The organism is Rhizobium sp. SSA_523, from assembly GCF_030435705.1.
Classification (GTDB): Bacteria; Pseudomonadota; Alphaproteobacteria; order Rhizobiales; family Rhizobiaceae; genus Neorhizobium.
On record NZ_CP129382.1, the window covers coordinates 1,876,137 to 1,899,133 of the forward strand.

Here is a 22,997-nt window from a genome sequence, read left to right on the forward strand (position 1 = left end):
TTCAACCGGGCCGGCAACAGATATCTTGAGGGAACAACACCACTTAACAGAGAGGACACCGACTGATGTATATTGCGATGAACCGTTTCCGCGTCGTGCCGGGCTATGAGCAGGCCTTCGAGGAGATCTGGAAGAGCCGCGAGCGCCACCTGTCATCGATGCCGGGCTATGTGGAGTTCCACATGCTGAAGGGCGGCAAGCAGGACGATCACACGCTTTATGTCTCGCACACGGTATGGGAGAGCCAGGAACACTTCACCGCCTGGACGAAATCGGAACAGTTCCGCGCCGCCCATGCACGCGCCGGCGAAAACCGCGGCAAGGTGGAGTATCTCTCCGGCCCGCATTTCGAAGGCTTCGAGGTGATCATCCACGAAGACCGCAACGGCCGCGCCGCGGTGGCCGCATGAGGGACGCCTCGACCGTCTCCGAGGGAGAGGATCGTCGCCGGCGGGCCGAAATGGCGCTCGCCGAAAAGCCGGACGGCGTGGTGGAGGCGATCGCCGCCAATGCCGAGGTCAGTCCTGCCGAGATCCTGGCCATCCTGCCGGTTGGCGCCGCAACCATGGCCGATGCCGGCGAGTTCGAAGCCATCTGGGCCGAAATGTCCGGCTGGGGCGAGGTCCTGTTCATCGTTCACACCGAGGATATCGTGCTGGAGGCAAGCGGCAGGCTGCCGCCCGGCAGCGAGGGCCATGGCTGGTTCAACATCCACGGCGACAGCCCGATCGGCGGCCATATCCGCAAGGAGAACTGCGTCGGCCTCTGCTTTGTCGACCGCGCCTTTCACGGCCGGCGGTCATGTTCCGTGTGGTTCATGAACGGCAAGGGCGCCGCCATGTTCAAGGTCTTCGTCAAGCGCGACGAGACACGCGCACTCGTGGCCGAGCAGCTGGCCAGGTTTGAGGCCCTGCGCGATCGCTATGCCGGTGTCTGAGGGTGCCGGGTTCTGAAGGTGCCAGGGTCTGAAGGTGCCGGGATCTGAAGGTGCCAACAGGGGCGACGGATGTCGCCCCGCATTCTTGCCCGAATATAGGCCACTGTCTTGTTGGCTGCGGCCCTGAAACCAGGGTCAGGCTTCCTCCAGGCCCCGCTGTTCGGCTTGTCCCTTGCTTTGCTCTCCATCCCCGCCTTCGCCCTCTTGCGCGTTCTCACCGAGCAGCGCGGCCATTGCCGCGCAATTGGGATCGGCCGTATCAAGAAGCGACATCGGCGAGGTCCAGCCGACCGTCACGCCGATCGCGGTTGCCACCGCCCAGCCGGGCTGCTCTGCCGCCTGGTTGATCAGGCGCGGTCCTTGCGTGGAAATGCATTGCTGAACCTGGGTGACGGCCTGTGCCGAGGCATTCATCGCCTCCAGCCGCGAATTGACCTCCGCCTGAACCGGGTTCAGGACGGCAATGGTGATAAACCAGGCTGCTATTTCGGAAAGCATGTCGTCATCCTCTGTCTCGGCGCATCAAGCCGTTGAAAGAGGTCCGACATCGTGAAAGCGCCGATCTTTCACCAGAGGGGCCCGGACCACCGGGTCGCAAAGACAAGTGGTCCTGCCTGGTCTGCGATTCAAGAGCGGCACCGGATCGTGACGATAAATGGCGTCAGCCGCTATGCGCGTGCTGCGGCTTGCCCTTGCGCTTGGTCGAAGCCATGTCATGCAGCTCCTTTTCCGACATGGATTTCTCCATGCTCTTGGAGGCGCCCTGAAGATCGCTCTTCTTGATGTCGCCGCGCCTGGCGGCGAGAGCCGCACCTGCGGCCTTCTGCTGAGCTTTCGATTTTGCCGGCATGATCATCTCCTTGGCTTAGTCCATCAGATCGAACAGCGGTCCGGACCGTCTGGCGCACATCAAAGCGCCGTGTCCGGAAATCTAACGGCCGAAGGGCGCGGCTGTTCCTTGCCGCCGGCGCCAGCCACTCCAGTGTGTTACTCCAGCCAGTCAGATCAGCCAGTCAGGCCACTCAGTCAGGCCAGCCAGTCGCGCCAGACAGTCGCGCCAGACAGTCGCGCCAGATAGTCGTGAAAGCGGCAAGAGCTGCAGCCTGCACGGAACCGCATGGGGTCTTGTGGGGTTTTGTCTCGCATGCGGAGAATAAATCTCCCGAGAGAAGGACGACGACCATGGCCAATAACGACCAAATGGATGCCCGTGACAAGATGACGGATGAAGGGTCCCGCCGCTTTGCGGAAGACGGCCGGGAACGCGCGGAAGATGCGCTGCATGCGCGCGAGGATACGACCAATCTGAAGGCCGTCCAGGAAGCCTCGAGGCTCGGCGCGGGCGACACCTATATCGTCGAGAGCGATCTCGAGGATGCCGATGAGAGGCTTGGTTCGGACCAGCCGGATGGTCGCCCCAGCCCCATGGCCAATTCCGACAATCCGGAACGGTGAATGTGAAACGGGCCAGGCCGGCTAAGGAGAGCCGGCTTGGCGCGCAAACGATGCGGCGCAAAAGATGCGCCGGAAAAGATGCGCAGGACCGGTGGGTTTGGGAACCGCTCTCATCCCCCGGCGTTTCGACGCGGCAACACTCTTTCCCCATCGCGTCCGGAGGCGCAGCAGCGTGTCGACACCCACCTCCACCTATCGCATTCAGTTCCGCAACGGCATGACCTTCGATCGTGCCGCCGCACTGGTCCCCTATATGCAACGGCTCGGCATCAGCCACTTCTATGCCTCTCCGATCTTCACCGCCGCGCCCGGTTCGACGCACGGCTACGATGTGGCCGATGCCAATGAGATCGATCCGGAGCTTGGCGGCCGGGAAGGCTTCGATCGGCTTTCGGCGGCGCTGAAGCAGGCGGGCCTCGGCCTCATTCTCGATATCGTTCCCAACCATATGGCGGCGGCGCTGGAAAACCGCTGGTGGCGCAGCATCATCGAATGGGGACGCGAGAGCGCCTATGCGCATTTCTTCGATGTCAACTGGAGCCGCCGACTCACCCTGCCTTTCCTCGGCGACACCTTCGAAAAAGTGCTCAACGAGCGGGATCTCTCGCTGCGGCTGGATCGGGAGGCGGGCTGCCTGACCCTGTCCTATTTCGACAGCCATTACCCTCTCCTGCCCTCGACCTATGGCAAGGCGCTGGACGGTATCGACCTTCCGCTTGCCCAGAGCATCCTGGCCTGCGCAGAATCGGCGCGCCCGGATGATGAACAGGCCTTCCATAGCCGCATGCGCGACCTTCTCGCTTCGCCCGACATGCAGGCGCAGGCAGAGGCGCTGCAGGCGCGGCTGGACGAGGTGTCGAAGGATTGCAAACGGCTTGACGATCTGCACGATGCCCAGGCCTTCCGCCTGATCTCCTGGCGCGACGCCCCGCGCGACCTTTCCTATCGACGCTTTTTCGAGATCACCGGCCTTGCCGGCCTGCGCGTGGAAGATCCGGCGGTGTTTGCCGAAAGCCATCGCCTGATCCTCGACCTGGTGCGCTCCGGCCAGGTGGATGGCCTGCGCGTCGACCATGTCGACGGGCTGTCGGATCCCGGCGGCTATCTTGAGCGCCTGCGCAAGGAGGCCGGCCCCGATTGCTATCTGATCGTGGAGAAGATCCTGGCCGACAAGGAGCAGCTTCCCGCCGAGTGGCCGATTGCCGGCACCACCGGCTACGAGTTCATCTCGGCTCTTTCCAACGTCATGCTGGAGCCCTCGGCGCCCCGCCGCTTCCAGGATGATTATGCCAGCCTCACGGGCCGGCCGCTGGATCTGCTGGAGGAAATCCGCGCCGCCAAGGGCCTGATGGCCGATGTGAATTTTGCCGGGGAGAGCGCAAGGCTGCTCGAACTTGCCATCGAAATGGCGGCGGACAATACGGATGATGCACCGCTCAGCCAGGAGGATCTTCGCCATGCGCTGCGCGAACTGCTGATCACCTTCCCGGTCTACCGCACCTATGGCACCGAAAGCGGCCTGTCATCGGCCGACCGCCAGAGGCTGGACGATGTCATGGAAGCCGTCCGCAAGGGACCGTCACCGGCCAAGCCGGAAGCGCTGGCCTTTCTCGGGCGCATCATGACCGGTGATGTCGCGCCGGCCTCGCAGGAGGGCGCGCGCATGTTCCGCACCCGCTTCCAGCAGCTGACCGGCCCGCTGATGGCGAAATCCATCGAAGACACGCTGTTCTACCGCATCAATCCGCTGCTCGCCCTGAATGAAGTGGGCAGCGAGCCGCATGGCCATGCATTCGGGATCGACGCCTTCCACGAGGCCATGCAGGATCGGCAGAAGACCCAGCCGCTCGGCCTCTCCGCCACCTCCACCCATGATACCAAACGCGGTGAGGATGCGCGCGCGCGGCTCTACGCCTTGTCGGAGGCGCCGGAGCTGTGGCAGGAGGCGCTCCATGCCTGGCGCGCGATGAATGAAAAGGCAACGGTTTCGCTGAATGACGGGACCGCGCCGGAGCCTTCGGTGGAATGGCTGATCTATCAGGCCCTGATCGGCGTCTGGCCGCAGGGGCTTGCGCCGGACGATGCGGACGGATTGAAGGCGCTGGAGGAGCGCTTCCTCCCCTATATCGAAAAATCCCTGCGCGAGGCGAAGCTTCGCACCAGCTGGAACGACCAGAATCTCGGTTACGAGAAATCGGTGACCTCCTATGCCCGTCACCTCTTCTCCGAAGACGCCCTGGAATTCCGCCGCGATTTCATCTCCCGCACGCAGGGTCTCCGCTTGGCGGGCGCCGTCAACAGCGTCACCCAGACACTGATCAAGCTGACGGCGCCGGGCATTCCGGATATCTACCAGGGCAGCGAAGGGCTGGATCTGAGCCTTGTGGATCCCGACAATCGCCGCATGCCGGATTTCGATGCGCTGTCCAAGGTTTCAGGCGACGATCTGACGCCGGCCGGGACAAGCGCCTGGCTGGACGGACGCCTGAAGGCGCAGCTCGTCGCACGCCTGCTGCCTGACAGAGAGAAGCGGGCGGATCTCTATCTGCGCGGCGACTATCACCGGATCGACGCCAAGGGGGCAGCCGCCGAGCACGTGGTGGGCTATAGCCGCTCCCATGGGCAGGAGCGCCTCGTCGTCCTCGTTCCGCGCTTGCTGTTCAAGGCCGTCGGCGCGCAAGGCACAACCCTTCCGGACGCAGGCTTCTGGCAGGATACGACGGTCTCCCTGCCCGACGGTCTTGCCGGCACAGGCTATCGCAATCTCCTAACCGGCGAGCCTGTGGCGGCGCAATCGGATCTGCCGCTTGCGCAGCTGTTCAAAGATCAGCCTTTTGCCGTGCTGACATCCGGCCGCTGAGGTCAAACCGGCCCGCCCTCTCAGTCGGGGCGGGCCTTTTTCTTGTTCATTCTTCCGGATCTTGTGCCCCCCGCGCCCGCGCAAGCGGTGGACACATGCTGAAGACGACGAAAAAAGGCGCTGACCCCTTTCACCGGGTCGGCGCCTTTTTTGTCATCGGTCATGCTGGAGGCGGACCGGGTTCAACCGGCCGCTCCGGCTTCAGCCGATACCGATAAATGACAAGATTGCCAGAACGATCACAACGGCTCCAACGAGCCAAACGATGCTGTTCATGATTCCCTCCCTCTCTTCAAAGATTGACCAAAAAACACTCGGCGGCAGTCACCGTCTCAGGCAAAGCCGACGAGGTTAAGGATGGCGATGATGATGACAACGGCTCCGACGAGCCAGACGATGCTGTTCATTCTTGACGCTCCATGTTGTTCCGACGGGAAAACGCGAGCAATGCTCTTTGGTTCCAATGCACTATCGGAACCTTATCCGGCCATCGCGGTTGAGCGATAGCGTCGGCGTCGAAACGCAGTCCTGGGTGTCGAAATCCAACCCAACGCCCCACCCGGTGGCCTCGACGCGCGGAATCTATGACGATCAGGGCCTTATGTGAGTAGGCCCTATGCAGATCAAGGAAAGCCGATGAGCATCACGCCCGATATGTCCATCCTCAGCGGCCAGCCGGCGGCCAGATCTGCACCGGCACCGGCATCGTCCCACAGGATTGTCATCATCGGCGCCGGTTTTGGTGGTCTGGCGGTGGCGCGGGAACTCGGCAACACGCAGCTCGACGTCACCGTGATCGATCGGCGCAACCACAATCTCTTCCAGCCCCTGCTGTACCAGGTGGCGACCGCCGCGCTATCGCCTGCCGATATTGCCGAACCCATCCGCCGCACGCTTGGCCGTTTCCGCAATATCAAGGTGGTGCTGGCGGAGGTGCAGGGCATCGACATCCCCTCCCGCAGCGTGCTTATCGATCAAGGCCCGCCCATCCCCTATGACCGGCTGGTGATAGCCACCGGCTCGGATTACAATTATTTCGGCCATGACGAGTGGCGCCGCATCGCGCCCGGATTGAAGACGATCCACGAGGCGCGGCTGATCCGCCAGAGATTGCTTCTCGCCTTCGAGCGGGCCGAGCTTTCGGCCGATCCGGAGGAAAAGAAGGCGCTTCTCACCAATGTCATCATTGGCGGCGGGCCAACAGGTGTCGAAATGGCCGGCGCCATAGCCGAACTCGGCCATTTCATGATCACCCGTGACTTCCGCACCTTGCCGCAGGAGGATTTCAGGGTTCTGCTGATCGAGGCGGGTCCCGGCATACTTTCTGCCTTTCCGGACGATCTGACCCGCTATGCCGAGCAGCAGCTGAAGGCGATGGGTGTCGAGCTGCGGACGGGCACGCGGGTTGAAACGGTGGCGGAGGATCACGTCGTCGCCGGCGGAGAGACGATCCGCACCGGCAATGTCATCTGGGGCGCCGGCGTCAAGGCATCGCCGGCTGCAAGCTGGCTGGGTGTCGAGCCGAAGGCCGGAGGGCGCATTCCCGTCGATCCCGATCTTCGCGTCACCGGGCTGAGCGATATCTTCGCCATCGGCGATACCGCGCTCGGTCTCGGCGAAGACGGCAAGCCGCTTCCGGCACTGGCACAGGTTGCCAAGCAGCAGGGACAATATCTCGGACGGGCCCTGCGCGACGAGATTGCCAATGCGCGGCCGGCCGAGCCCTTCCGCTTCCACAATCGCGGCAATACAGCGGTGATCGGCCGCCATGCCGCGATCTTCGATTTCGGCAAATGGCGGTTGAAGGGACGCTTTGCCTGGCTGCTCTGGGCAATTGTCCATGTCTACCTGCTCGTCAACTTCGAAAAGCGCCTGCTGGTGACGATCCAGTGGATCTGGCGCTATCTCACAAGACAACGCGGCGCGCGGCTGATCGACGAGAAGGCCACCGCTTTCATGCCACCCACTTCCGAGGGGAGCCCTTGATGAACACGGCCAATCCGCAACTTGAAGGTCTTTATCTCGCTTTGGCGGCGATGAACCGGCTGCTGGTCGAAAAGCAGCTGCTGACCCATGAGGAAATCCGCGAGACGCTCATGGATTGCGAGCGCAATGTGCTGTCCACTTCCACCGCCGGCTCGGTCTCCGAGTCCCATCTGAAGGCGGTGGCCTTTCCGATCCGCCTGCTTCTGACCGCCAACGAGGCGGCCGAGCGCGGTCTGGAGGCAAGCTTTGAGGACCTGGCCCGGCAGGTGGGGCGCGATCATCCCATCCGCTCCAAAGGGACCGCGCCAGGCGACGCCGCACCCTGACTGCCCACCGGATGTGGCCGCTCGACGCAAGCGGCGGCGCTCGCGACACGATCACGGGTTTGGCGTGCGGGATGATGCTTCCGGCAATGTGATTGCGTGTCCAGGCGAAGGAGCCCGGCGGACGGAGGGGCTCCATCCGCCGGGCGACTGCTGAAAGCTCAGATGATCGGCTTGCCGCCGGTCACCGCGATCGTGGCGCCGGACACATAGCTCGACAGCGGATCGGCCAGCATCACATAGGCCGTTGCGAGCTCTGCCGGCTGGCCGGGACGCTGCATCGGAACCTGCTTGCCGAAATTCTTGACCGAATCCTCTGGCAAGGTCGAGGGAATGAGCGGCGTCCAGATCGGACCGGGGGCAACGGCATTGGCCCGGATGCCTTTTTCCGCCAGAAGCTGGGCAAGGCCGGCGGTGAAGTTCTGGATCGCGCCCTTGGTGGTGGCATAGGCGAGCAGCGAGGGATTGGGGCTGTCGGAATTGATCGAGGCGGTGTTGATGATCGAGCCGCCCGGCTTCATGTGCTTTACCGCCGCCTTGGTCAGGTAGAACATGGCGTGGATATTCACCTTGAAGGTGAGTTCCCACTCCTCGTCCGGGATCTCCTCGATGGAAGAGAACGTTGCCTGATGGGCGGCATTGTTCACGAGAATGTCGATCCCGCCAAGCTCCGATACGGCCGTTTCGATCACCTTGCGGCAATGATCCGCGGATTGCAGATCGCCCGGCACGAGCACGGCCTTGCGGCCCGCCTCTTCCACCAGCCGGCGGGTTTCGGCGGCATCTTCCTCTTCGTTGAGATAGGAAATGAGGACATCGGCGCCCTCGCGGGCATAGGCGAGGGCAACCGCCCGGCCGATACCACTATCGCCTCCGGTGATGACGGCCCGCTTGCCGGCCAGCCGGCCGGAGCCGCGATAGGACTGCTCTCCATGATCGGGCGCCGGCTTCATCTCCCGCGTCAGGCCCGGCATCGGGATCTTGTCCTGCGGGAAGGGCGGCGTCGGATAATCGGGAACGGTGGTCTGCGACATGAAAAAGCCTCTCTGCTTGGGTTCGAAGTCCAAACGGAGGGGCAGGCTCGATGTTCCATCCTGGCCGCTTGCGCAAGCCGTCCGGCGGCCCGTCCAGAGCCCGCTTTTTGGCCATTCGCCATGCCTTCGCGCCGTCGTGCTTTCCTTTCCGTCAAACCCTTGTCATAGGAACTGTGCACAGCTCTGCGGAGCACAAACGCGATGACCCGCAACCATGGACGGATTGCCATGCAAGACACAGCCACAGGCCTTGATCTCTATCACGAAGGTCATCGCACCCGGCTGAAATGGCATCGGCTGCGGCTGAGCCTGGACGCGCCGCTCTTCAGCGCCGAGACGATGGCGCTCGGCTTTTCGCTGGGCGCCTCGATGGAGCTTGACCTCAGGGTGCGCGGCGATGGCGGCTTCGTCGTCCTGCATGACGAGGATCTCGAAGGCGAAACAACGGGCAAGGGACCGGTCGCGGAGGCGAGCGCCGAGACGCTACGGGGGCTTCACATGCGGGCCGGCGGCGGCCCGCTGATCCTCAGCGAGGATCTCGCCCGGATGATGACGACCGCCCATCCGGAGGCGCGCTTGCAGTTCGACATGAAGGATAGACTGGCGAAGATCGGCAGCCGCGGCCTTGATCATCTGGCCGGGCATTTTGCCGGGGCCGGCCCTTCGATCATCGTCTCGGCTGGCGATATCGACCTGATGATCGCCATCAAGGACCGGCTCCCCGGGCTTTCGCGCGGCATCGATCCGACGAACAAATTGCGCGACTTCCTGCAGACCTATGGCCCGGCCGTGGTTGAGACGGAGCTGAGGGCCGATATTCGCGGACCGGCAGAGCCCGAAATCGTCTATCTCGCCTGGCAGCTGGTGCTGTCGGCAAGCCGGATGGGCCTCGACCTGATCGGCATCTGCCATGACGAAGGATGCAAGGTGGATGCCTGGACCTTCAACCTGCAGAACCGGCTTTCCGGCTTTTCGGAGCCCGAATGGCGCGATTTTTCGGCGCTGATGGCGCTGAAGCCGGATCAGATCACGACAGATGAGGCGCCGGCAACCGAACGCGCCTGGCTTGGACGGTCTAGGGTCTGCTGACAATCAGGTTTCGGCGTCGCGAAGCCTTGAAAGGGGTTGACCCTTCTTTCCGGCTTCGCTTCTGAAACTGGGCTATTTTCTCGCAAACCACGGTCCAAACCCTGAATGTCAACAGACCCTGGCGCAGAGCCTCTCATCCCCGGAAGATGAAGGATGCGCCGAGCGCGATCAGGGCAAAGCCGATCGCATGGTTCCAGGTCAGGTTCTCGCCCAGCCAGAAGACCGAAAAGGCGGAGAATACCAGAAGCGTGATGACTTCCTGGATCGTCTTGAGCTGCGCGGTCGAATAGACTTCGGACCCGATCCGGTTGGCCGGCACCGCCAGGCAATATTCGAAAAACGCAATGGCCCAGCTGACGACGATCGCGATCCAGATCGCCGTCCCCTTGTGCTTGAGATGGCCGTACCAGGCAAAGGTCATGAAGATATTGGAGGCCAGCAGCATGACGATCGGCCACACAGCCGCAGGCGAGAAGGTGAGAGGCATAACGCAGTTCCGAATGAGACAAGATGATGAAGCAAATGATGAAGCAACCTCTTGCACCGGTGCGCGTCAACTTCAAGGCATGAAAAAAGCCCGGCTTGCGCCAGGCTTCTCGAATGCTGCATCGTGCCGACTGCGATCGGCCTTGAAGGATCGGAGCAGGATCGGAGCCGGCTTGTCCGCCAACCGCTTGGGCTGCGCAGGAAGATCCGGCTCGGATCGCTGATGATGCTCAGATTTCCGGGCAGCCGCGCTCGTTGGCGAAGCTGACGCGACGCACGCCACGGCGCGTATCGCCTTCCACGATGATGCGGCCGGGCGTGACCCGGACCACTTCAGGATCGCGCAGGCCAAGATCACGCGCTGCAGCGCGGGCTTCGCGTTCGCTGCAACCGCGCGGACCGCGGCGGTCGTCGCGACGGCGGTCGGCATCACGCGGGTCGCGAATGACCGGGCGCACGCCATCCGGCCCGATACGCAGTTCGACGTCCTGGGCACGAGCGGGCGACGAGGTTGCAAGACCTGCAACCGTCACGGCGAGTGCCAGGCCTGTGGCTTGGATCACCTTCAACATTAGTCCTCCTTGGTGTCGCTCTGCGGCGGCACGAATTTATCTATCGCCCGGCTTGAACGCGTAGCGCCGATCCGGGTTCCCCACTGTGGTGTGCATTATTTTGTTTGCGAAGCGGCAGAGGGGCCGCCAAGGCGCGTGCCAACAGCTATTTTTGCATCAAGGCCCGTCACTTGAGCCCACATTGCCAAAAATCTCAAGCCGCAGGCCCGGCGGCCGTGTGTCCCCCTCGCCCGCATGCCCCCTCGCCCTCGGGTCCCTCGCCCGGCTTCCTGCGCCTCAGCGGGCGATCAGCAGCGGTACCGGCGGCTCCTCCAGCATGGATTGCGTCACACCGCCAAACACACGCTCGCGCAGGCGCGAATGGCCATAAGCCCCCATGACGATCAGATCCGCACCGATCTCAAGGGCATGTGCCTTGAGAATATCCTCGATCGGCCGTCCGCCGCTCGGCAGCTGATCGACAGTGACATTTATGCCGTGGCGCGCCAGGAAAGTCGCCACATCGGCGCCGGGCTCGCCGCCGCTGCCGTGATAGGAGGCATCCGGATCCACCAGGACCACATGCACCTTGTCCGCCCGGCCGAAGAGGTCCATGGCTTCCCGCGCCGCGCGGCCCGCTTCGGCACGCGAATTCCACGCCAGCATCACCGTCTTCAACTGGTCCGGCCCCGTATCGCGCACCGGCAAAAGAAGCATGGGCCGCTGCGCATCGAAGACAGCGCCGTCGACCACGGCATTGAGGATCGTCGCCTCCGAGCGCGTGCGATGGCCCATCACCACGAGATCGGCATAGAGGGCGCGCTGGAAGACGAGATCGGCAAGGAACGGCCTCTCGGTGTAATAGCGTTCCAGATCGAAGGGAATGGCCGCAGTCTCGCAGATGGCCTTCACCTTGTCGGCCGCCGCGTGCAGGATGCGGATGTCCTCGACCCGGCTGTCCAGCCACTGCGTGCCCACGGGATAATCGCCGATGGTGGGCGGCGCGGAGACATCCACGACGAGAACGGACAGATGCGCATTAAACTGCGCCGCCATCTCGATGGCAGCGTGGATATCCGCCCCCTCTTCCTTGCTTCCCAGTATCGCCAGAATTGTCTTGAACGGCATGATCGACCTCCTCAACCTTTGCGAGCCACCCGGCTCTTCAGTTGAACCATAGCGGCGCCGCACAGAGCGGGGATTGATCCGGGTCAACCCCGAGGCAAGAAAGCTGATTACCCGCCGGAAACCCAATCGAGGCGATCCGGATCGCCCGTATCGAGGCAGGCCTGCCGGTAAAGCGCCAGGATGTCGGCGCGCCGGCAAAGATCGGTTCCCGGCGTCATCACCGCGGCGGCGCCGGCGGCCAATCCAAACCGGAAGGCCCGCTGCAGGGCCTGCCCACGCGAGAGCGCAAAGACCATGGCCCCGACGAAACTGTCTCCGGCGCCGACCGCAGAGCGAACCGGGACGAGGATGGCCGGCAGGCGCGTCCTGCCCTCGGCATTGATCAGCATGGCCCCATCCGCGCCCAGCGTCAGGGCGATCACCTGTGCCTTGCCGCGGGCCACGAGATCCGAAGCGACATCGGCGGCAGCCTGCACGTCCAGGCTATGGCCCACCAGTCTTTCCAATTCGCTGAGGCTCGGCTTGAACAGGTAGATGCCGCCTTCCGCAAGAGCCGCCGCCAAAGCCTCGCCGGATGCATCCAGCACGAAGCGGGCGCCCGCCCGCGCGGCGATCCGGCTGATCCTGGCATAGGTATCCGGCGCCGCGCCGCGCGGGAGACTGCCGCTGGCAACCATATAACGGGCGGGCAGGCTTTCCAGCGCCAAGAGCACGCGATCGATCTCGATCGCACTGACCACCGGCCCTTCCGGCACGAAACGATATTCCTGCCCGGTCTCAGTCTCATAGACCATGACCGCGATACGGACCTCGCCCTGCATGGGGAGAATGTGCAGCTTGAAGGGCATTGCCGAAAGCGCCGCGGCCAGAAGCTGGCCGGTGGCGCCGCCCGAGAGGACCACGACATCCGCTTCGCCGCCCGCTTCGCCTTTAAGTTCGACAAGGACACGGGCGACATTGATGCCGCCGCCGCCGACATCCTGCCTTTGGTTGCGCACCCGCATCTTGTGCGTGGCAACCACGCGGTCCACCTCGTTGGACAGGTCGAGCGTCGGATTGAGGGTGATACACACAATGTCGGACATGCCTGCCTCTTTCAAAACGGGTTCGACGGCGGTTTGCCATCCAATGGCGACACCCTAACGAATGAGCGGCGCCCTTGTTTGATTTCGCGCATCCGCCTGCCTTAAAAATCAGACGCCGCGCGCCGCATCCGCCCATGCTGCACCTGCGAAGACCGGGGGCCAGGCGAGGTGACAAGCGATGGAAAGCAGCAGCCCCACCGCCTGAAGACGCAGGAAAGACGGCCGGAGCGGAGCGGGACGGTGGTAAAAAGAGGACCGAAACCGGCCGCGAAAGCGGATGCAAATCGGGAAAATCCCTTGATTTGCCCAAAAATTAATCAGGTTTTCAATGATCATGATGAAATTCTGCCGCTTTTGCGGCTTTTGCGCAGTTTACCGCTTTGATTCGCGCGTCGGACCGCCTATCTATGGTGCGCCGCGGAAACTTTTGCTCCCGCGACATCCTTTGCTGCTGAACATGCCTTATCCGGCCCGTCGGCCGGCATATCAAAGGAGTGTAGAATGACTATCGCTCAAAACAATATTGAGTCCGTATCCTCTGTGTCCATTGCATCCACGCTTGCCGACGCGCGACGCGCGGCAGGATACAGTCTGGATGATCTGGCCATTACCTGTGGCCTGACAGTCGATGAACTGGAAGCCATCGAGGGCGGCTCAGATCTCGACCCCGCGCGACTGCAGCGGGTAGCCAGCGCCCTGCAACTGCGCCAGCTGATACTCTAACGCGGCAGGGCGAGACCGGTGAACGGCTCTCGCCTGCAACGCCCTCGGGTTTCCGACCGGTTGGATGATGAACGATCGGATCTGAATTTCAGGCTCGCTCGCCCGCGATATAACCGGGCGGCAGACAATAAAAAAGGGCGCCACGAAAACGTGCGCCCTGACCATCAGACAACTCAGCCATCAGTGCTCAACCATCAGTGCTGAACCATCAGTGATTGAGGTGGTAGCGGGGGGCGGACTTGAACCGCCGACCTTGGGGTTATGAATCCCACGCTCTAACCACCTGAGCTACCCCGCCACACCGCGCCCCGGTTCGCTTCGAAAAGCGGCCCCGTCCGGCGCGATGGGGGCTTATAGAGTGATGCTCCGACCAAAGTCAAGCATGCGATCTTGAAAAAACCCTCATGCTTCCACAGGCCCAGGGCAGGTCTTGCCCCCGCCCTTCTGCATGCCCTTGCGCAGCGGCAAATGCCTGCGTTTCAGGCCGCCGCCGGGGTGGCAAGAACCGCTTTCAGGGCGGCTTCGGCCGAGGCCGCGCGTTCCGACCGCTCGATGAAACCGCCGCCCCAGACGCGCGCATCGGCGCCTTCCGCCGAATAGAGCACACAGGCCTGGCCCGGCGCCACGCCAGCCTCGCCGATCGCCAGATCCACATAGACGCCCGTTTCGTCGCAAAACAGCGTCGCCGGTGTCGGCGGCCGCGTCGAACGAACCTTGGCGAAGCAGGCAAAGCCCTGGCGCGCATCCTCCTGAAGCGGGCGGTCGCCGATCCAGTTCATGTCGCGCAGATAGACCCGATGCGTGTCCAGCGCTTCCCGCGGACCAACGATGACGCGGCGCGACCGGGCATCGAGAAACACGACATAGAGCGGATCGCCGGTGGCGACGCCGAGGCCTTTGCGCTGGCCGATCGTATAATGCACGATGCCGTCATGACGGCCGAGAACCCGGCCGTCCAGATGCACGATATCGCCGGCAAGCGCCGCATTCGGCTTCACCTTGCTGATGATATCGGAATAGCGGCCCTGCGGCACGAAACAGATATCCTGGCTATCAGCCTTTTTCGCCACCACCAGGCCCATTTCCTCGGCCAGCGCGCGTACCTGTGCCTTCGACATGCCGCCCAGCGGAAAGCGCAGGTAATCGATCTGCTCCTGCGTGGTGGCAAACAGGAACCAGCTCTGGTCGCGATCCGCATCGACAGGCCGGAACAGCGCGCGACGGTTCGGGTTTTCGGCGGTCGGATTTCTGCTGGAGCGGATATAATGGCCGGTGGCCAGCGCATCGGCACCGAGATCGCGCGCTGTCGCCAGAAGATCGGCGAATTTGACCGTCTGGTTGCAGGCCACGCAGGGCACCGGCGTTTCGCCCATGGCATAGGCTTCGGCAAAGGGGTTGATCACCGTCTCGCGGAAGCGCTTCTCGTAATCCAGGACGTAATGGGGAATGCCCAGCGTCTCGGACACACGCCGCGCATCGTCGATATCCTGTCCCGCGCAGCAGGAGCCGGCCCGGTGAACCGCCGCGCCATGATCGTAAAGCTGCAGCGTAATGCCCAGCACGTCATAGCCCTGGCGCTTCAGGAGACCCGCCACGACGGAGGAATCCACGCCGCCCGACATGGCAACGACGATGCGCGTATCTTCCGGCTTCTTGTCAAAATCCAGCGTATTCACAGGAACACTCTCTTCATCGCAGGAACACGGTTCATATCTTGGAGGCGACATCCCTAAGCGCCTTATCCCGCAGGCGCATCACCGAATGGCGCAGCGGGATCATGGCCGCTCCGGGCGGCTGCAAGAGGCCGGGCCGAGCGCATTTACAATAGGCAGGCACAATAGGCAGTCAGGATCGCCAGGCACAAGGTGCAGCCATGCACAATGGCAAGCATGGCTGTTCGGCCGCCTTTCACATGAACTGCGATATAGAAAGAAAGGCCTTAAAACGCAAGGCTCGCTATGCTCCAAGCCCTCCGGCATCGCTCAGGAGCGCATCATGGATTGCAAGCGCTGCCGGTCAGGAACTCATCGCATGGCCAGCGCCATTGCCGGCATAGCCTGCTGCGGCCGTCCGCAGGCCCTCGCCGTCCGGCGCCTGCGCCCGCACCCGCGGCAGCGCACCGGGATAATCCTGCTGGATGAAGGCGATCAGCTTCTCGCGCATCTCGCAGCGCAGGTCAAAGGCGCGTCCCGCATCGCCCGCCGAGACGAGGATGCGGACCTCCATCACGTTTTCCTTGAAATCGGTCACCGCCACATTCACCACATCGCGGTCCCAGAGCGGCGAAGCGGCGGCAATTTCCTCCACCTTGCGGCGCAGGACCGAGATCGGCACGGTGTAATCGAGATAGATCATCACGGTGCCGATGAGCGAAGAGCCTTCACGCGTCCAGTTCTGAAAGGGCTTTTCGATGAAATAGCCGAGCGGCAGGATCAGCCGGCGCCAGTCCCACAGCTTGACGACGACATAAGTTGAGGTGATCTCCTCCACTTTGCCCCACTCGCCCTCCACCAGCAGCGCATCGTCAATGCGGATCGGCTGCGTGATGGCAAGCTGAATGCCGGCAAACAGGTTCTTCAGGACCGGCTGCAACGCAAGGCCGAGCACGATGCCGGCAACGCCGGCCGAGGCCATCAGCGATACGCCGTATTGCCGCACCGCCGGAAAGGTCATCAGCGCAGCCGACAGCGTGAAGGCGATGATCAGCGTCGCCGCCACGCGCTCCATAATGCGCGATTGGGTGACATGCTTGCGCGCCAGGAGATTGTCCTCGGCATCCAGCTTGAAGCGGCGCAGATAGACCGTCGTCCAGATATGCAGCGTGGTGCGCGACATCCAGCCGATGAGGATGATGAAGCACAGGAGGAGCATGTGGCGGATAATGCTGGTTTCCTGCGCGCTCAAGGGGGCGATGCTGACCGCCGGCGCCATGACCCAGGTGACGATGGCCAGCCGCAGCGGCTGCTCGGTTCTCGACACCAGCGAGCGCCAGAAGAGATCGCGATTGGCGGCAAACCGCGTCAGGCCGCGAAAAACGATACGGTGGACGAGCCAGCCGATGAGGACGGCAGCAATGAGTGTCATCATGCTCAGCAGCCAGTCGGGCAGCCAGCGGATGACGGTTTCGATGACCTGTTCAAGACGCTGTTCCATAGCCCCGCAGTTAGGGTGCAATGCAGCAGAGAAAAGGGTGAAAGCCTGACAAATTGGTGTGGCGGCTTCGCAGGCGCACATTTTGACCCCACTCTGTGGGCGAGGAACCTATGGCCCGGCCGGTCATTAGGCTTGCGCCGGAAGCGCAACAGGATGGTCTGGCCCGTCGCGACAGGCGGACTGTAATCAAACCCAGTTCCATTTTGCAAAGAGAGGCGAGCAATGACGACAGAAGATCCTTTTCAGCTGCAACGCTTCGTCGCCGCCCAGCAGCCCGTCTTCCGGACCGCTCTTCAGGAATTGCAGGAGGGGCGCAAACGCTCGCACTGGATGTGGTTCATCTTTCCGCAGATCGCGGGCCTGGGCCGCTCCCCCATGGCCGTGACCTACGCCCTTGCAGGCCGCGCCGAAGCGGAAGCCTATCTGGCGCATCCGGTGCTCGGGCCGCGCCTGCGCGATTGCACCAGCGCCATGCTGAGCCAAGGCGGACGCTCCGCCCATGCCATTCTCGGCTCGCCGGACGATCTGAAATTCCGCTCGTCCATGACGCTGTTTGCCGCCGTCAGCGAAAAGGGCTCGCTCTTCGAGCAAGCCCTTCGTCAGTTTCATGATGGCGCACCGGACCCGGCAACGCTCGATATCCTGTCCCGGCCAGAGCGAGACTGACGAAAGCGTCAGTTCGTTCCCTGGATCGCCGACAGCTTCCAGGCTTCGCCCGGTTTGCGCACGAAGGTCCAGATTTCCGTGCTTTCGCCGGGCTCGTCCGGATTGCCCTGTACCACCGCGCCCGTCTGGCGGTTGCGCATGACATCGATGCTCTGGTAGCGAAGCGCCACGGTCGCGTAATCCTGGCCATTCTCGCGCCAGCTCTCGGCAAGATCGCCCTGCAGGAGTTGGACATCCTTCACGTCGTTCTTCAGGCCCTGCGTGGCATTCTCGCTGAGCTCTTCCGCCAGATAGGACATGGCTTCCGGCGTCGAGACCTCGCGCAGCTTGGCGTAGTCTTCCTGGCCATAGGCCGTCTGCACCTGGCCCAGCAGGGATTCGAAGGCATCGAGATCCTGGTTGGTGATGCCGATTTCATCCGTCGCCTTGGAGGCGGTGCGGGGGGCAGACCGGGCTGCTGCCGCTGCAGGGGCCGCGCCGGCGGAACCCATTTGCGGGATCTTGAAGCCATGACCCGTAGCGGGCGGCGGCGCCTGATAGGCGTGGCGACCGGCCGCACCCTGGGCGCCATGAGCCGGCTGGCTGCGACGGGCGAACATGCGCATCAGCAGGAAGATCAGGCCGCCGATGAGGAGCATCTGGAACAGCAGTCCCATCATGCCGGCCAGACCACCGAAACCATTGCCCATCATCATGCCGAACAGGCCGCCGAGGAACAGGCCGCCGAGAAGACCGCCGCCAATGCCGCCGAACAGGCCGCGGCGCGGCTGAGCCGCCTGGGCACCCTGGGCCGCCTGCGAGGCCTGGCCCGGATTGGTCGCCTGGTTGGGCGTCATCGACCGCTGGATCGGCGCCGCATCGGTGGGTGCCGTGCGGGTTGCCGGCGGTGCGGCGAATGTGCGCGTCCCGCGGCTGCCAAAGCCGCTCGAGCCGGCGCGCCGCGCCTCGGCAAAATCGACGGCAGCCACGGACAGGACCATACCGATGGCCATGACCGATGCCGCATGCTTGAATCGCCGAAGCGTGGAAAACATTTCTCTCTCCTCACAAAGTCCACGGCTTCGCGGATGCCGCCTGCTGCGGAACCGCTTTCCGGGCTATTGCATCCCATATAGCGATCATTGCCTGATGCTTTTAGGGGTTGGACCTGATTTTTCGCAAATGTGAAGACAATTGAACGGGCACAACCGGCGCCGCCCGAAACCCTTTGCCGAACGCAGCGGGCCCGGCTGCGAAATCCTCGCAGCCGGGCCCGGCAAATCAGCCTGTCGAAACCGACGGGATCAGTCGACGTTGAAGACCAGCGGCTTGGCCTGCTTGATGGCGGCATTGGCCGTCAACTGGTCGAGCACGGTCTTGTCGATCAGACCATCGACATACAGGAGGGCAATCGCATCGCCGCCTTCCTTCTCCCGGCCAAGCTGGAAGTTGGCGATATTGACGCCGGCATTGCCGAGCGTGGTGCCCATGAAGCCGATCATCCCCGGAACGTCGGTATTGGAGATGTAGATCATGTTCTGACCGACATCGGCATCCATGTTGATGCCCTTGATCTGGATAAAGCGCGGCTTGCCGTCCGAGAAGACGGTGCCGGCGACGGAGCGGGTCTGCTTTTCGGTCGTCACCGTCAGCTTGATGTAGCCGTCGTAGACGCCGGTCTTGTCGCGCTTGACCTCCGACAGGACGATGCCCTTTTCCTTGATCATGATTGGCGCGGACACCATGTTGACGTCCGAGACCTGGTTGCGGATCAGGCCCGCCAGCAGCGCCGATGTCAGCGCCTTGGTGTTCATCGTGCCGGTTACGCCGTCATAGAGGATCTCGATCGCCTTGATCGGGCTTTCGGTCACCTGGCCGGCAAAGGAGCCGAGAACATCGGCCAGCCGGATGAAGGGCTTCAGGATCGGCGCTTCCTCTGCCGTGATGGAGGGCATGTTGATGGCATTGGAAACGGCGCCGTTGACCAGGTAATCGGCCATCTGCTCGGCCACCTGCAGGGCCACATTCTCCTGCGCTTCGGTGGTGGATGCGCCAAGATGCGGCGTGCAGACCACGTTCGGCAGGCCGAAAAGCGGGCTTTCCGTCGCCGGCTCCACCTCGAACACGTCGAAACCCGCCCCGGCCACGTGACCCGACTTGATGGCATCCGCGAGCGCCTGCTCGTCCACCAGGCCGCCGCGGGCGCAGTTGATGATGCGCACGCCCGGCTTGGTCTTTGCCAGCGCCTCGCGGGAAATGATGCCGCGGGTCTTGTCGGTCATCGGCACATGCAAGGTGATGAAATCCGCCTGCGCCAGAAGCTCGTCCAGCTCCACCTTGGTCACGCCCATTTCCTGCGCGCGCTCCACGGACAGGAAGGGATCATAGGCCAGAACGCGCATTTTCAGCCCGATGGCGCGCGAGCAGACGATGGAGCCGATATTGCCGGCGCCGATGACGCCGAGCGTCTTGCCGGTGATTTCGACACCCATGAATTTCGACTTTTCCCATTTGCCGGCCTGCGTGGAGACATCGGCGGCGGGGATCTGCCGGGCCACGGAGAACATCAGCGCAATCGCATGTTCAGCCGTGGTGATGGAATTGCCGAAGGGCGTATTCATCACGATGATACCGCGCTTGGACGCGGCCGGAATGTCGACATTATCGACGCCGATGCCGGCGCGACCGACCACCTTCAGATTGGTGGCGGCAGCGATCAGCTTTTCGGTGACCTTGGTGGCGGAGCGGATCGCCAGACCATCGTAATTGCCGATGATCTCGGCCAGCTTGTCCTTGTCCTTGCCGAGCTTCGGCTGGAAATCCACATCGACGCCGCGATCGCGGAAGATCTGGACGGCGGTTTCGGAAAGTTCGTCGGATACGAGAACGCGAGGTGCCATGGGTTGGGCTCCTTAAAAGGGTTCAGGCAAAAACCTCTCCGCCGTCATGCTCGGGCTTGTTGCGAGCATTTGCGGCCGATCGGTCCTGGTTATCGGGTAAGATCCTCGGCAAAAAGCCGAGGATGACGATGCCATGCATTGAAAAGGATCAGGCGGCAGCCTGGGCCAGAGCGGCCTTCTGGGTCTCGAAGGCCCAGCTCAGCCAGGGCATGACGGCCTGCATGTCGGCAGTCTCGATCGTTGCGCCGGCCCAGATCCGCAGACCGGAGGGTGCATCGCGATAGGCACCGATATCGAGCGCGACGTTTTCCTTCTCCAGGAGCGCGACGACGCCCTTGGCGAAAGCCGCCTGCTGATCGGCATCCAGAGCCTGAACCTGCGGATCGACGATCTTCAGGCAGACGGATGTGTTGGAACGGGTCGCAGGATCGACCGCAAGATTGGCGATCCAGTCATGAGCCTCGACGAAATCGAAGATCACCTTGGCATTGGCATCGGCCCGTGCCACGAGCGCCTGAAGGCCGCCGAGCGATTTCGCCCAGTTCAGCGCATCCAGATAATCTTCCACGCAGAGCATGGACGGCGTGTTGATCGTCTCGCCGGTGAAAATGCCCTCGATCAGCTTGCCGCCCTTGGTCATGCGGAAGATCTTCGGCAGCGGCCAGGCCGGGGTGTAGCTTTCCAGCCGCTCGACAGCGCGCGGGCTGAGGATGAGCATGCCGTGGCCGCCCTCCCCGCCCAGCACTTTCTGCCAGGAGAAGGTAACGACATCGAGCTTGGAGAAATCCATGGTCTGCGCGAAGGCCGCCGATGTGGCGTCGCAGATCGTCAGGCCCTTGCGATCAGCAGGGATGAAATCCGCATTGGGAACGCGCACGCCGGACGTCGTGCCGTTCCAGGTAAAGACGACATCGCGGTCGAAATCGACCTCGGCGAGGTTCGGAAGCAGGCCGTAATCGGCCTCGAACTTGCGAACATCCTTGAGCTTCAGCTGCTTGACGACATCCGTCACCCAGCCGGCGCCGAAGCTTTCCCAGGAGACCATGTCCACGCCACGCTCGCCGAGCAGCGACCACATGGCCATTTCGACGGCACCGGTATCGGAGGCCGGAACGATGCCGATGCGGTAATCCGCCGGCACCTGAAGAATATCACGGGTAAGGTCGATGGCCTGCTTCAGCTTCGCCTTGCCGATCTTCGCGCGGTGCGAACGCCCAAGCGGCGCGTCGGAAAGGGCATCAAGCGACCAACCGGGGCGCTTGGAGCAAGGGCCAGAAGAGAAATGGGTATTGTTCGGACGCAGGTCCGGCTTTGCGAGATTCGCCATTTGGCTATCCTTCCAGATAGAAAGCCTCTCGTTGGGGAGAGGTGTCCCGCCGCCGTGTTTAGGGGAGAAGCGGGTTCCGGTCAAGGCGCGGCGGCTGGCGGATGACGGTTTTTTCTCTGCGCAAGAGAGGGTCCGGCCAAACGAAAACAGGGCCGCCTTTCGGCGACCCTGTCGAGCAATGGTGAGATTGCCGGGCGATTACTTGTAGATGATCGGCTGCGGCGGAACTTCTTCCGGCACGTAAGGGGCAGCGCAACCGCCGAAAGTGTAGCGCGCACCGACGCGCGCCTCATGCAGGTCGAAGCCCTTGTCGAAGCCCGGACCGCCATTCTGGTTGTAGCCGAACATATCGCCGCCCTGGACATGGCGATAGCGATAGCCGACATCCGCCTTGAGATTGCAGGTGACATCGATCGTCGCACCGGCCATCAGGGCATAGGTGAAGCGCCAGCTGCCCTTGCCGCCATGTTCGATGGTGGGATCGCAACCGCTGCCATTATCGGCGCAGGAGGTGTTGCGCAGCTTGTCCCATTTGACATAGGTGCCGCCGATGCCGGCGCCGACATAGGGCGTGATGTAGCCATAGGTACCGAGATCGACATAGGCATTGGCCAGCAGGCTGTAGGCGCGCATGCTCGACCGGTCATGCGAGGTGCAGGGGCCGACGCAGGCACCGAAACCTGCGCCGCTGCCGCGCGTCGAGCCTTCGAACTTCGCCTTGTTGAAATAGTCGAAGGTCAGATCGGTGCGCAGATAGCTGTTCACCTGATAGCCGACGCCGGCGCCGAGCGTCAGACCGTCACGCAGCTTGGCTGTATGGAAATCGGCCTTGGCTCCGGTGTAATTGCCCTGGTAGAAATCCGCGCCGTCGAAATCGGTGAAACCGTAGCCGATATCGCCGCGCAGATACCAGCCGCTGGACGATTGCTGCACCTGGACTTCCGGCACATCGGTAAAGGCCGGTTCCGGCTGCGGCTGATACACGTCGGCCGCATGCGCCGTCCCTGCCGCCAAGGCAATGGCAATCGCGCCCATCAATGTCTTCTTCATGGATCCTGCTCCAACTTCGAATTAATCGGCGCGCTCAGGCGGCCCTGATCCCTCGTGAAATCTAACGAATATGATTAACGAGAAAGGTTAAGGACCGTTTAAGAGAGAAGAAGCCTGAGCACTGGTCGCGTTTTTTTGGACCAGATGAAGATGAGGACCAGGTGTGTCGTCCTTTCGACCTGCCTCGACTGGTCTGCACCAGACGATCTTCGTCCGGTCGCGGATCTCGCCGCAGGCCCGGCCAGATATGGGTTCGAAATGAAAG

The 22,997-nt window shown here is 62.8% G+C and carries 23 protein-coding genes and 1 tRNA gene; 9 read left to right on the forward strand and 15 right to left on the reverse strand.

Annotation, left to right across the window (positions count from 1 at the left end; all coding sequences use genetic code 11):
• The first annotated feature begins 65 nt into the window (after positions 1-65).
• Both hmuQ and hutX read left to right on the forward strand, forming a co-directional pair.
• Positions 66-410: a heme-degrading protein HmuQ gene (gene hmuQ, locus QTJ18_RS17355; protein WP_252752768.1), complete on the forward strand. Its 345-nt coding sequence runs from the start codon at positions 66-68 to the stop codon at positions 408-410.
• Entirely contained in the window at positions 407-937 is a 531-nt protein-coding gene (hutX, locus tag QTJ18_RS17360; protein ID WP_252752767.1) for a heme utilization cystosolic carrier protein HutX, read from the forward strand. The genes hmuQ and hutX overlap by 4 nt, the downstream gene beginning before the upstream one ends.
• A gap of 135 nt (positions 938-1,072) precedes the next feature.
• Here hutX and QTJ18_RS17365 read toward each other — a convergent pair whose 3' ends face one another.
• Together QTJ18_RS17365 and QTJ18_RS17370 are read right to left on the reverse strand one after the other, a co-directional pair.
• Positions 1,073-1,435, reverse strand: coding sequence for a hypothetical protein (locus QTJ18_RS17365; protein WP_252752766.1), 363 nt, complete (start codon positions 1,433-1,435; stop codon positions 1,073-1,075).
• A 163-nt stretch (positions 1,436-1,598) separates the two neighbouring features.
• Positions 1,599-1,787, reverse strand: a complete 189-nt coding sequence (locus QTJ18_RS17370) for a DUF3008 family protein (protein ID WP_252752765.1) — start codon at positions 1,785-1,787, stop codon at positions 1,599-1,601.
• 332 nt (positions 1,788-2,119) lie between these two features.
• Here QTJ18_RS17370 and QTJ18_RS17375 point away from each other — a divergent pair, with 332 nt between their 5' ends.
• The 4 genes from QTJ18_RS17375 (at position 2,120) to QTJ18_RS17390 (ending at position 7,564) form a co-directional block, all read left to right on the forward strand.
• On the forward strand, positions 2,120-2,392 hold the full coding sequence (locus QTJ18_RS17375; protein WP_252752764.1) for a hypothetical protein: 273 nt from the start codon (positions 2,120-2,122) through the stop codon (positions 2,390-2,392).
• Between the two features lie 172 nt (positions 2,393-2,564).
• Positions 2,565-5,252 (forward strand): malto-oligosyltrehalose synthase, encoded by a 2,688-nt coding sequence (gene treY / locus QTJ18_RS17380; RefSeq protein ID WP_252752763.1) that lies wholly within the window; start codon positions 2,565-2,567, stop codon positions 5,250-5,252.
• Between the two features lie 636 nt (positions 5,253-5,888).
• On the forward strand, positions 5,889-7,238 hold the full coding sequence (locus QTJ18_RS17385; RefSeq protein ID WP_354669071.1) for an NAD(P)/FAD-dependent oxidoreductase: 1,350 nt from the start codon (positions 5,889-5,891) through the stop codon (positions 7,236-7,238).
• Complete coding sequence (locus QTJ18_RS17390; RefSeq protein ID WP_252752762.1) at positions 7,238-7,564, forward strand: hypothetical protein; 327 nt, start codon at positions 7,238-7,240, stop codon at positions 7,562-7,564. The genes QTJ18_RS17385 and QTJ18_RS17390 overlap by 1 nt, the downstream gene beginning before the upstream one ends.
• Positions 7,565-7,722: 158 nt before the next feature.
• Here the strand turns inward: QTJ18_RS17390 and QTJ18_RS17395 are convergent, their stop codons facing one another.
• On the reverse strand, positions 7,723-8,535 hold the full coding sequence (locus QTJ18_RS17395; protein ID WP_252752910.1) for an SDR family oxidoreductase: 813 nt from the start codon (positions 8,533-8,535) through the stop codon (positions 7,723-7,725).
• A 288-nt stretch (positions 8,536-8,823) separates the two neighbouring features.
• Between QTJ18_RS17395 and QTJ18_RS17400 the strand changes: the two genes are divergently transcribed.
• Positions 8,824-9,684 (forward strand): glycerophosphodiester phosphodiesterase, encoded by an 861-nt coding sequence (locus QTJ18_RS17400; RefSeq protein WP_252752761.1) that lies wholly within the window; start codon positions 8,824-8,826, stop codon positions 9,682-9,684.
• A gap of 133 nt (positions 9,685-9,817) precedes the next feature.
• Here the strand turns inward: QTJ18_RS17400 and QTJ18_RS17405 are convergent, their stop codons facing one another.
• The 5 genes from QTJ18_RS17405 to QTJ18_RS17425 form a co-directional block, all read right to left on the reverse strand.
• Positions 9,818-10,171, reverse strand: a complete 354-nt coding sequence (locus QTJ18_RS17405) for a DMT family protein (RefSeq protein WP_252752760.1) — start codon at positions 10,169-10,171, stop codon at positions 9,818-9,820.
• 229 nt (positions 10,172-10,400) lie between these two features.
• Entirely contained in the window at positions 10,401-10,742 is a 342-nt protein-coding gene (locus QTJ18_RS17410) for a hypothetical protein (protein ID WP_252752759.1), read from the reverse strand.
• Positions 10,743-11,018: 276 nt separating this feature from the next.
• Positions 11,019-11,849, reverse strand: a complete 831-nt coding sequence (locus tag QTJ18_RS17415) for a universal stress protein (protein WP_252752758.1) — start codon at positions 11,847-11,849, stop codon at positions 11,019-11,021.
• A gap of 107 nt (positions 11,850-11,956) precedes the next feature.
• Positions 11,957-12,934 (reverse strand): 1-phosphofructokinase family hexose kinase, encoded by a 978-nt coding sequence (locus QTJ18_RS17420; RefSeq protein WP_252752757.1) that lies wholly within the window; start codon positions 12,932-12,934, stop codon positions 11,957-11,959.
• A 108-nt stretch (positions 12,935-13,042) separates the two neighbouring features.
• Entirely contained in the window at positions 13,043-13,270 is a 228-nt protein-coding gene (locus QTJ18_RS17425; protein WP_252752756.1) for a hypothetical protein, read from the reverse strand.
• 165 nt (positions 13,271-13,435) lie between these two features.
• Between QTJ18_RS17425 and QTJ18_RS17430 the strand changes: the two genes are divergently transcribed.
• Complete coding sequence (locus tag QTJ18_RS17430) at positions 13,436-13,657, forward strand: helix-turn-helix domain-containing protein (protein WP_252752755.1); 222 nt, start codon at positions 13,436-13,438, stop codon at positions 13,655-13,657.
• 221 nt (positions 13,658-13,878) lie between these two features.
• Here QTJ18_RS17430 and QTJ18_RS17435 read toward each other — a convergent pair.
• From QTJ18_RS17435 to QTJ18_RS17445, 3 genes are all read right to left on the reverse strand, one after another.
• Positions 13,879-13,955: transfer RNA gene (locus QTJ18_RS17435), tRNA-Met, on the reverse strand.
• A gap of 181 nt (positions 13,956-14,136) precedes the next feature.
• Complete coding sequence (gene mnmA, locus QTJ18_RS17440) at positions 14,137-15,333, reverse strand: tRNA 2-thiouridine(34) synthase MnmA (protein WP_252752754.1); 1,197 nt, start codon at positions 15,331-15,333, stop codon at positions 14,137-14,139.
• A gap of 340 nt (positions 15,334-15,673) precedes the next feature.
• Positions 15,674-16,810 carry a mechanosensitive ion channel family protein gene (locus tag QTJ18_RS17445; protein WP_252752753.1) on the reverse strand — a complete coding sequence of 379 codons (1,137 nt, stop codon included), beginning with the start codon at positions 16,808-16,810 and terminating at the stop codon, positions 15,674-15,676.
• Positions 16,811-17,032: 222 nt separating this feature from the next.
• Between QTJ18_RS17445 and QTJ18_RS17450 the strand changes: the two genes are divergently transcribed.
• Positions 17,033-17,476, forward strand: coding sequence for a DUF1810 domain-containing protein (locus tag QTJ18_RS17450; protein WP_252752752.1), 444 nt, complete (start codon positions 17,033-17,035; stop codon positions 17,474-17,476).
• A gap of 8 nt (positions 17,477-17,484) precedes the next feature.
• Here QTJ18_RS17450 and QTJ18_RS17455 read toward each other — a convergent pair whose 3' ends face one another.
• The 4 genes from QTJ18_RS17455 to QTJ18_RS17470 form a co-directional block, all read right to left on the reverse strand.
• Positions 17,485-18,510, reverse strand: a complete 1,026-nt coding sequence (locus QTJ18_RS17455; RefSeq protein ID WP_252752751.1) for a Tim44 domain-containing protein — start codon at positions 18,508-18,510, stop codon at positions 17,485-17,487.
• Positions 18,511-18,759: 249 nt separating this feature from the next.
• Positions 18,760-20,355, reverse strand: coding sequence for a phosphoglycerate dehydrogenase (gene serA / locus QTJ18_RS17460; protein WP_252752750.1), 1,596 nt, complete (start codon positions 20,353-20,355; stop codon positions 18,760-18,762).
• A gap of 148 nt (positions 20,356-20,503) precedes the next feature.
• On the reverse strand, positions 20,504-21,682 hold the full coding sequence (locus QTJ18_RS17465; protein WP_252752749.1) for a phosphoserine transaminase: 1,179 nt from the start codon (positions 21,680-21,682) through the stop codon (positions 20,504-20,506).
• A 198-nt stretch (positions 21,683-21,880) separates the two neighbouring features.
• On the reverse strand, positions 21,881-22,732 hold the full coding sequence (locus QTJ18_RS17470) for an outer membrane protein (protein WP_252752748.1): 852 nt from the start codon (positions 22,730-22,732) through the stop codon (positions 21,881-21,883).
• Positions 22,733-22,997: the final 265 nt, after the last annotated feature.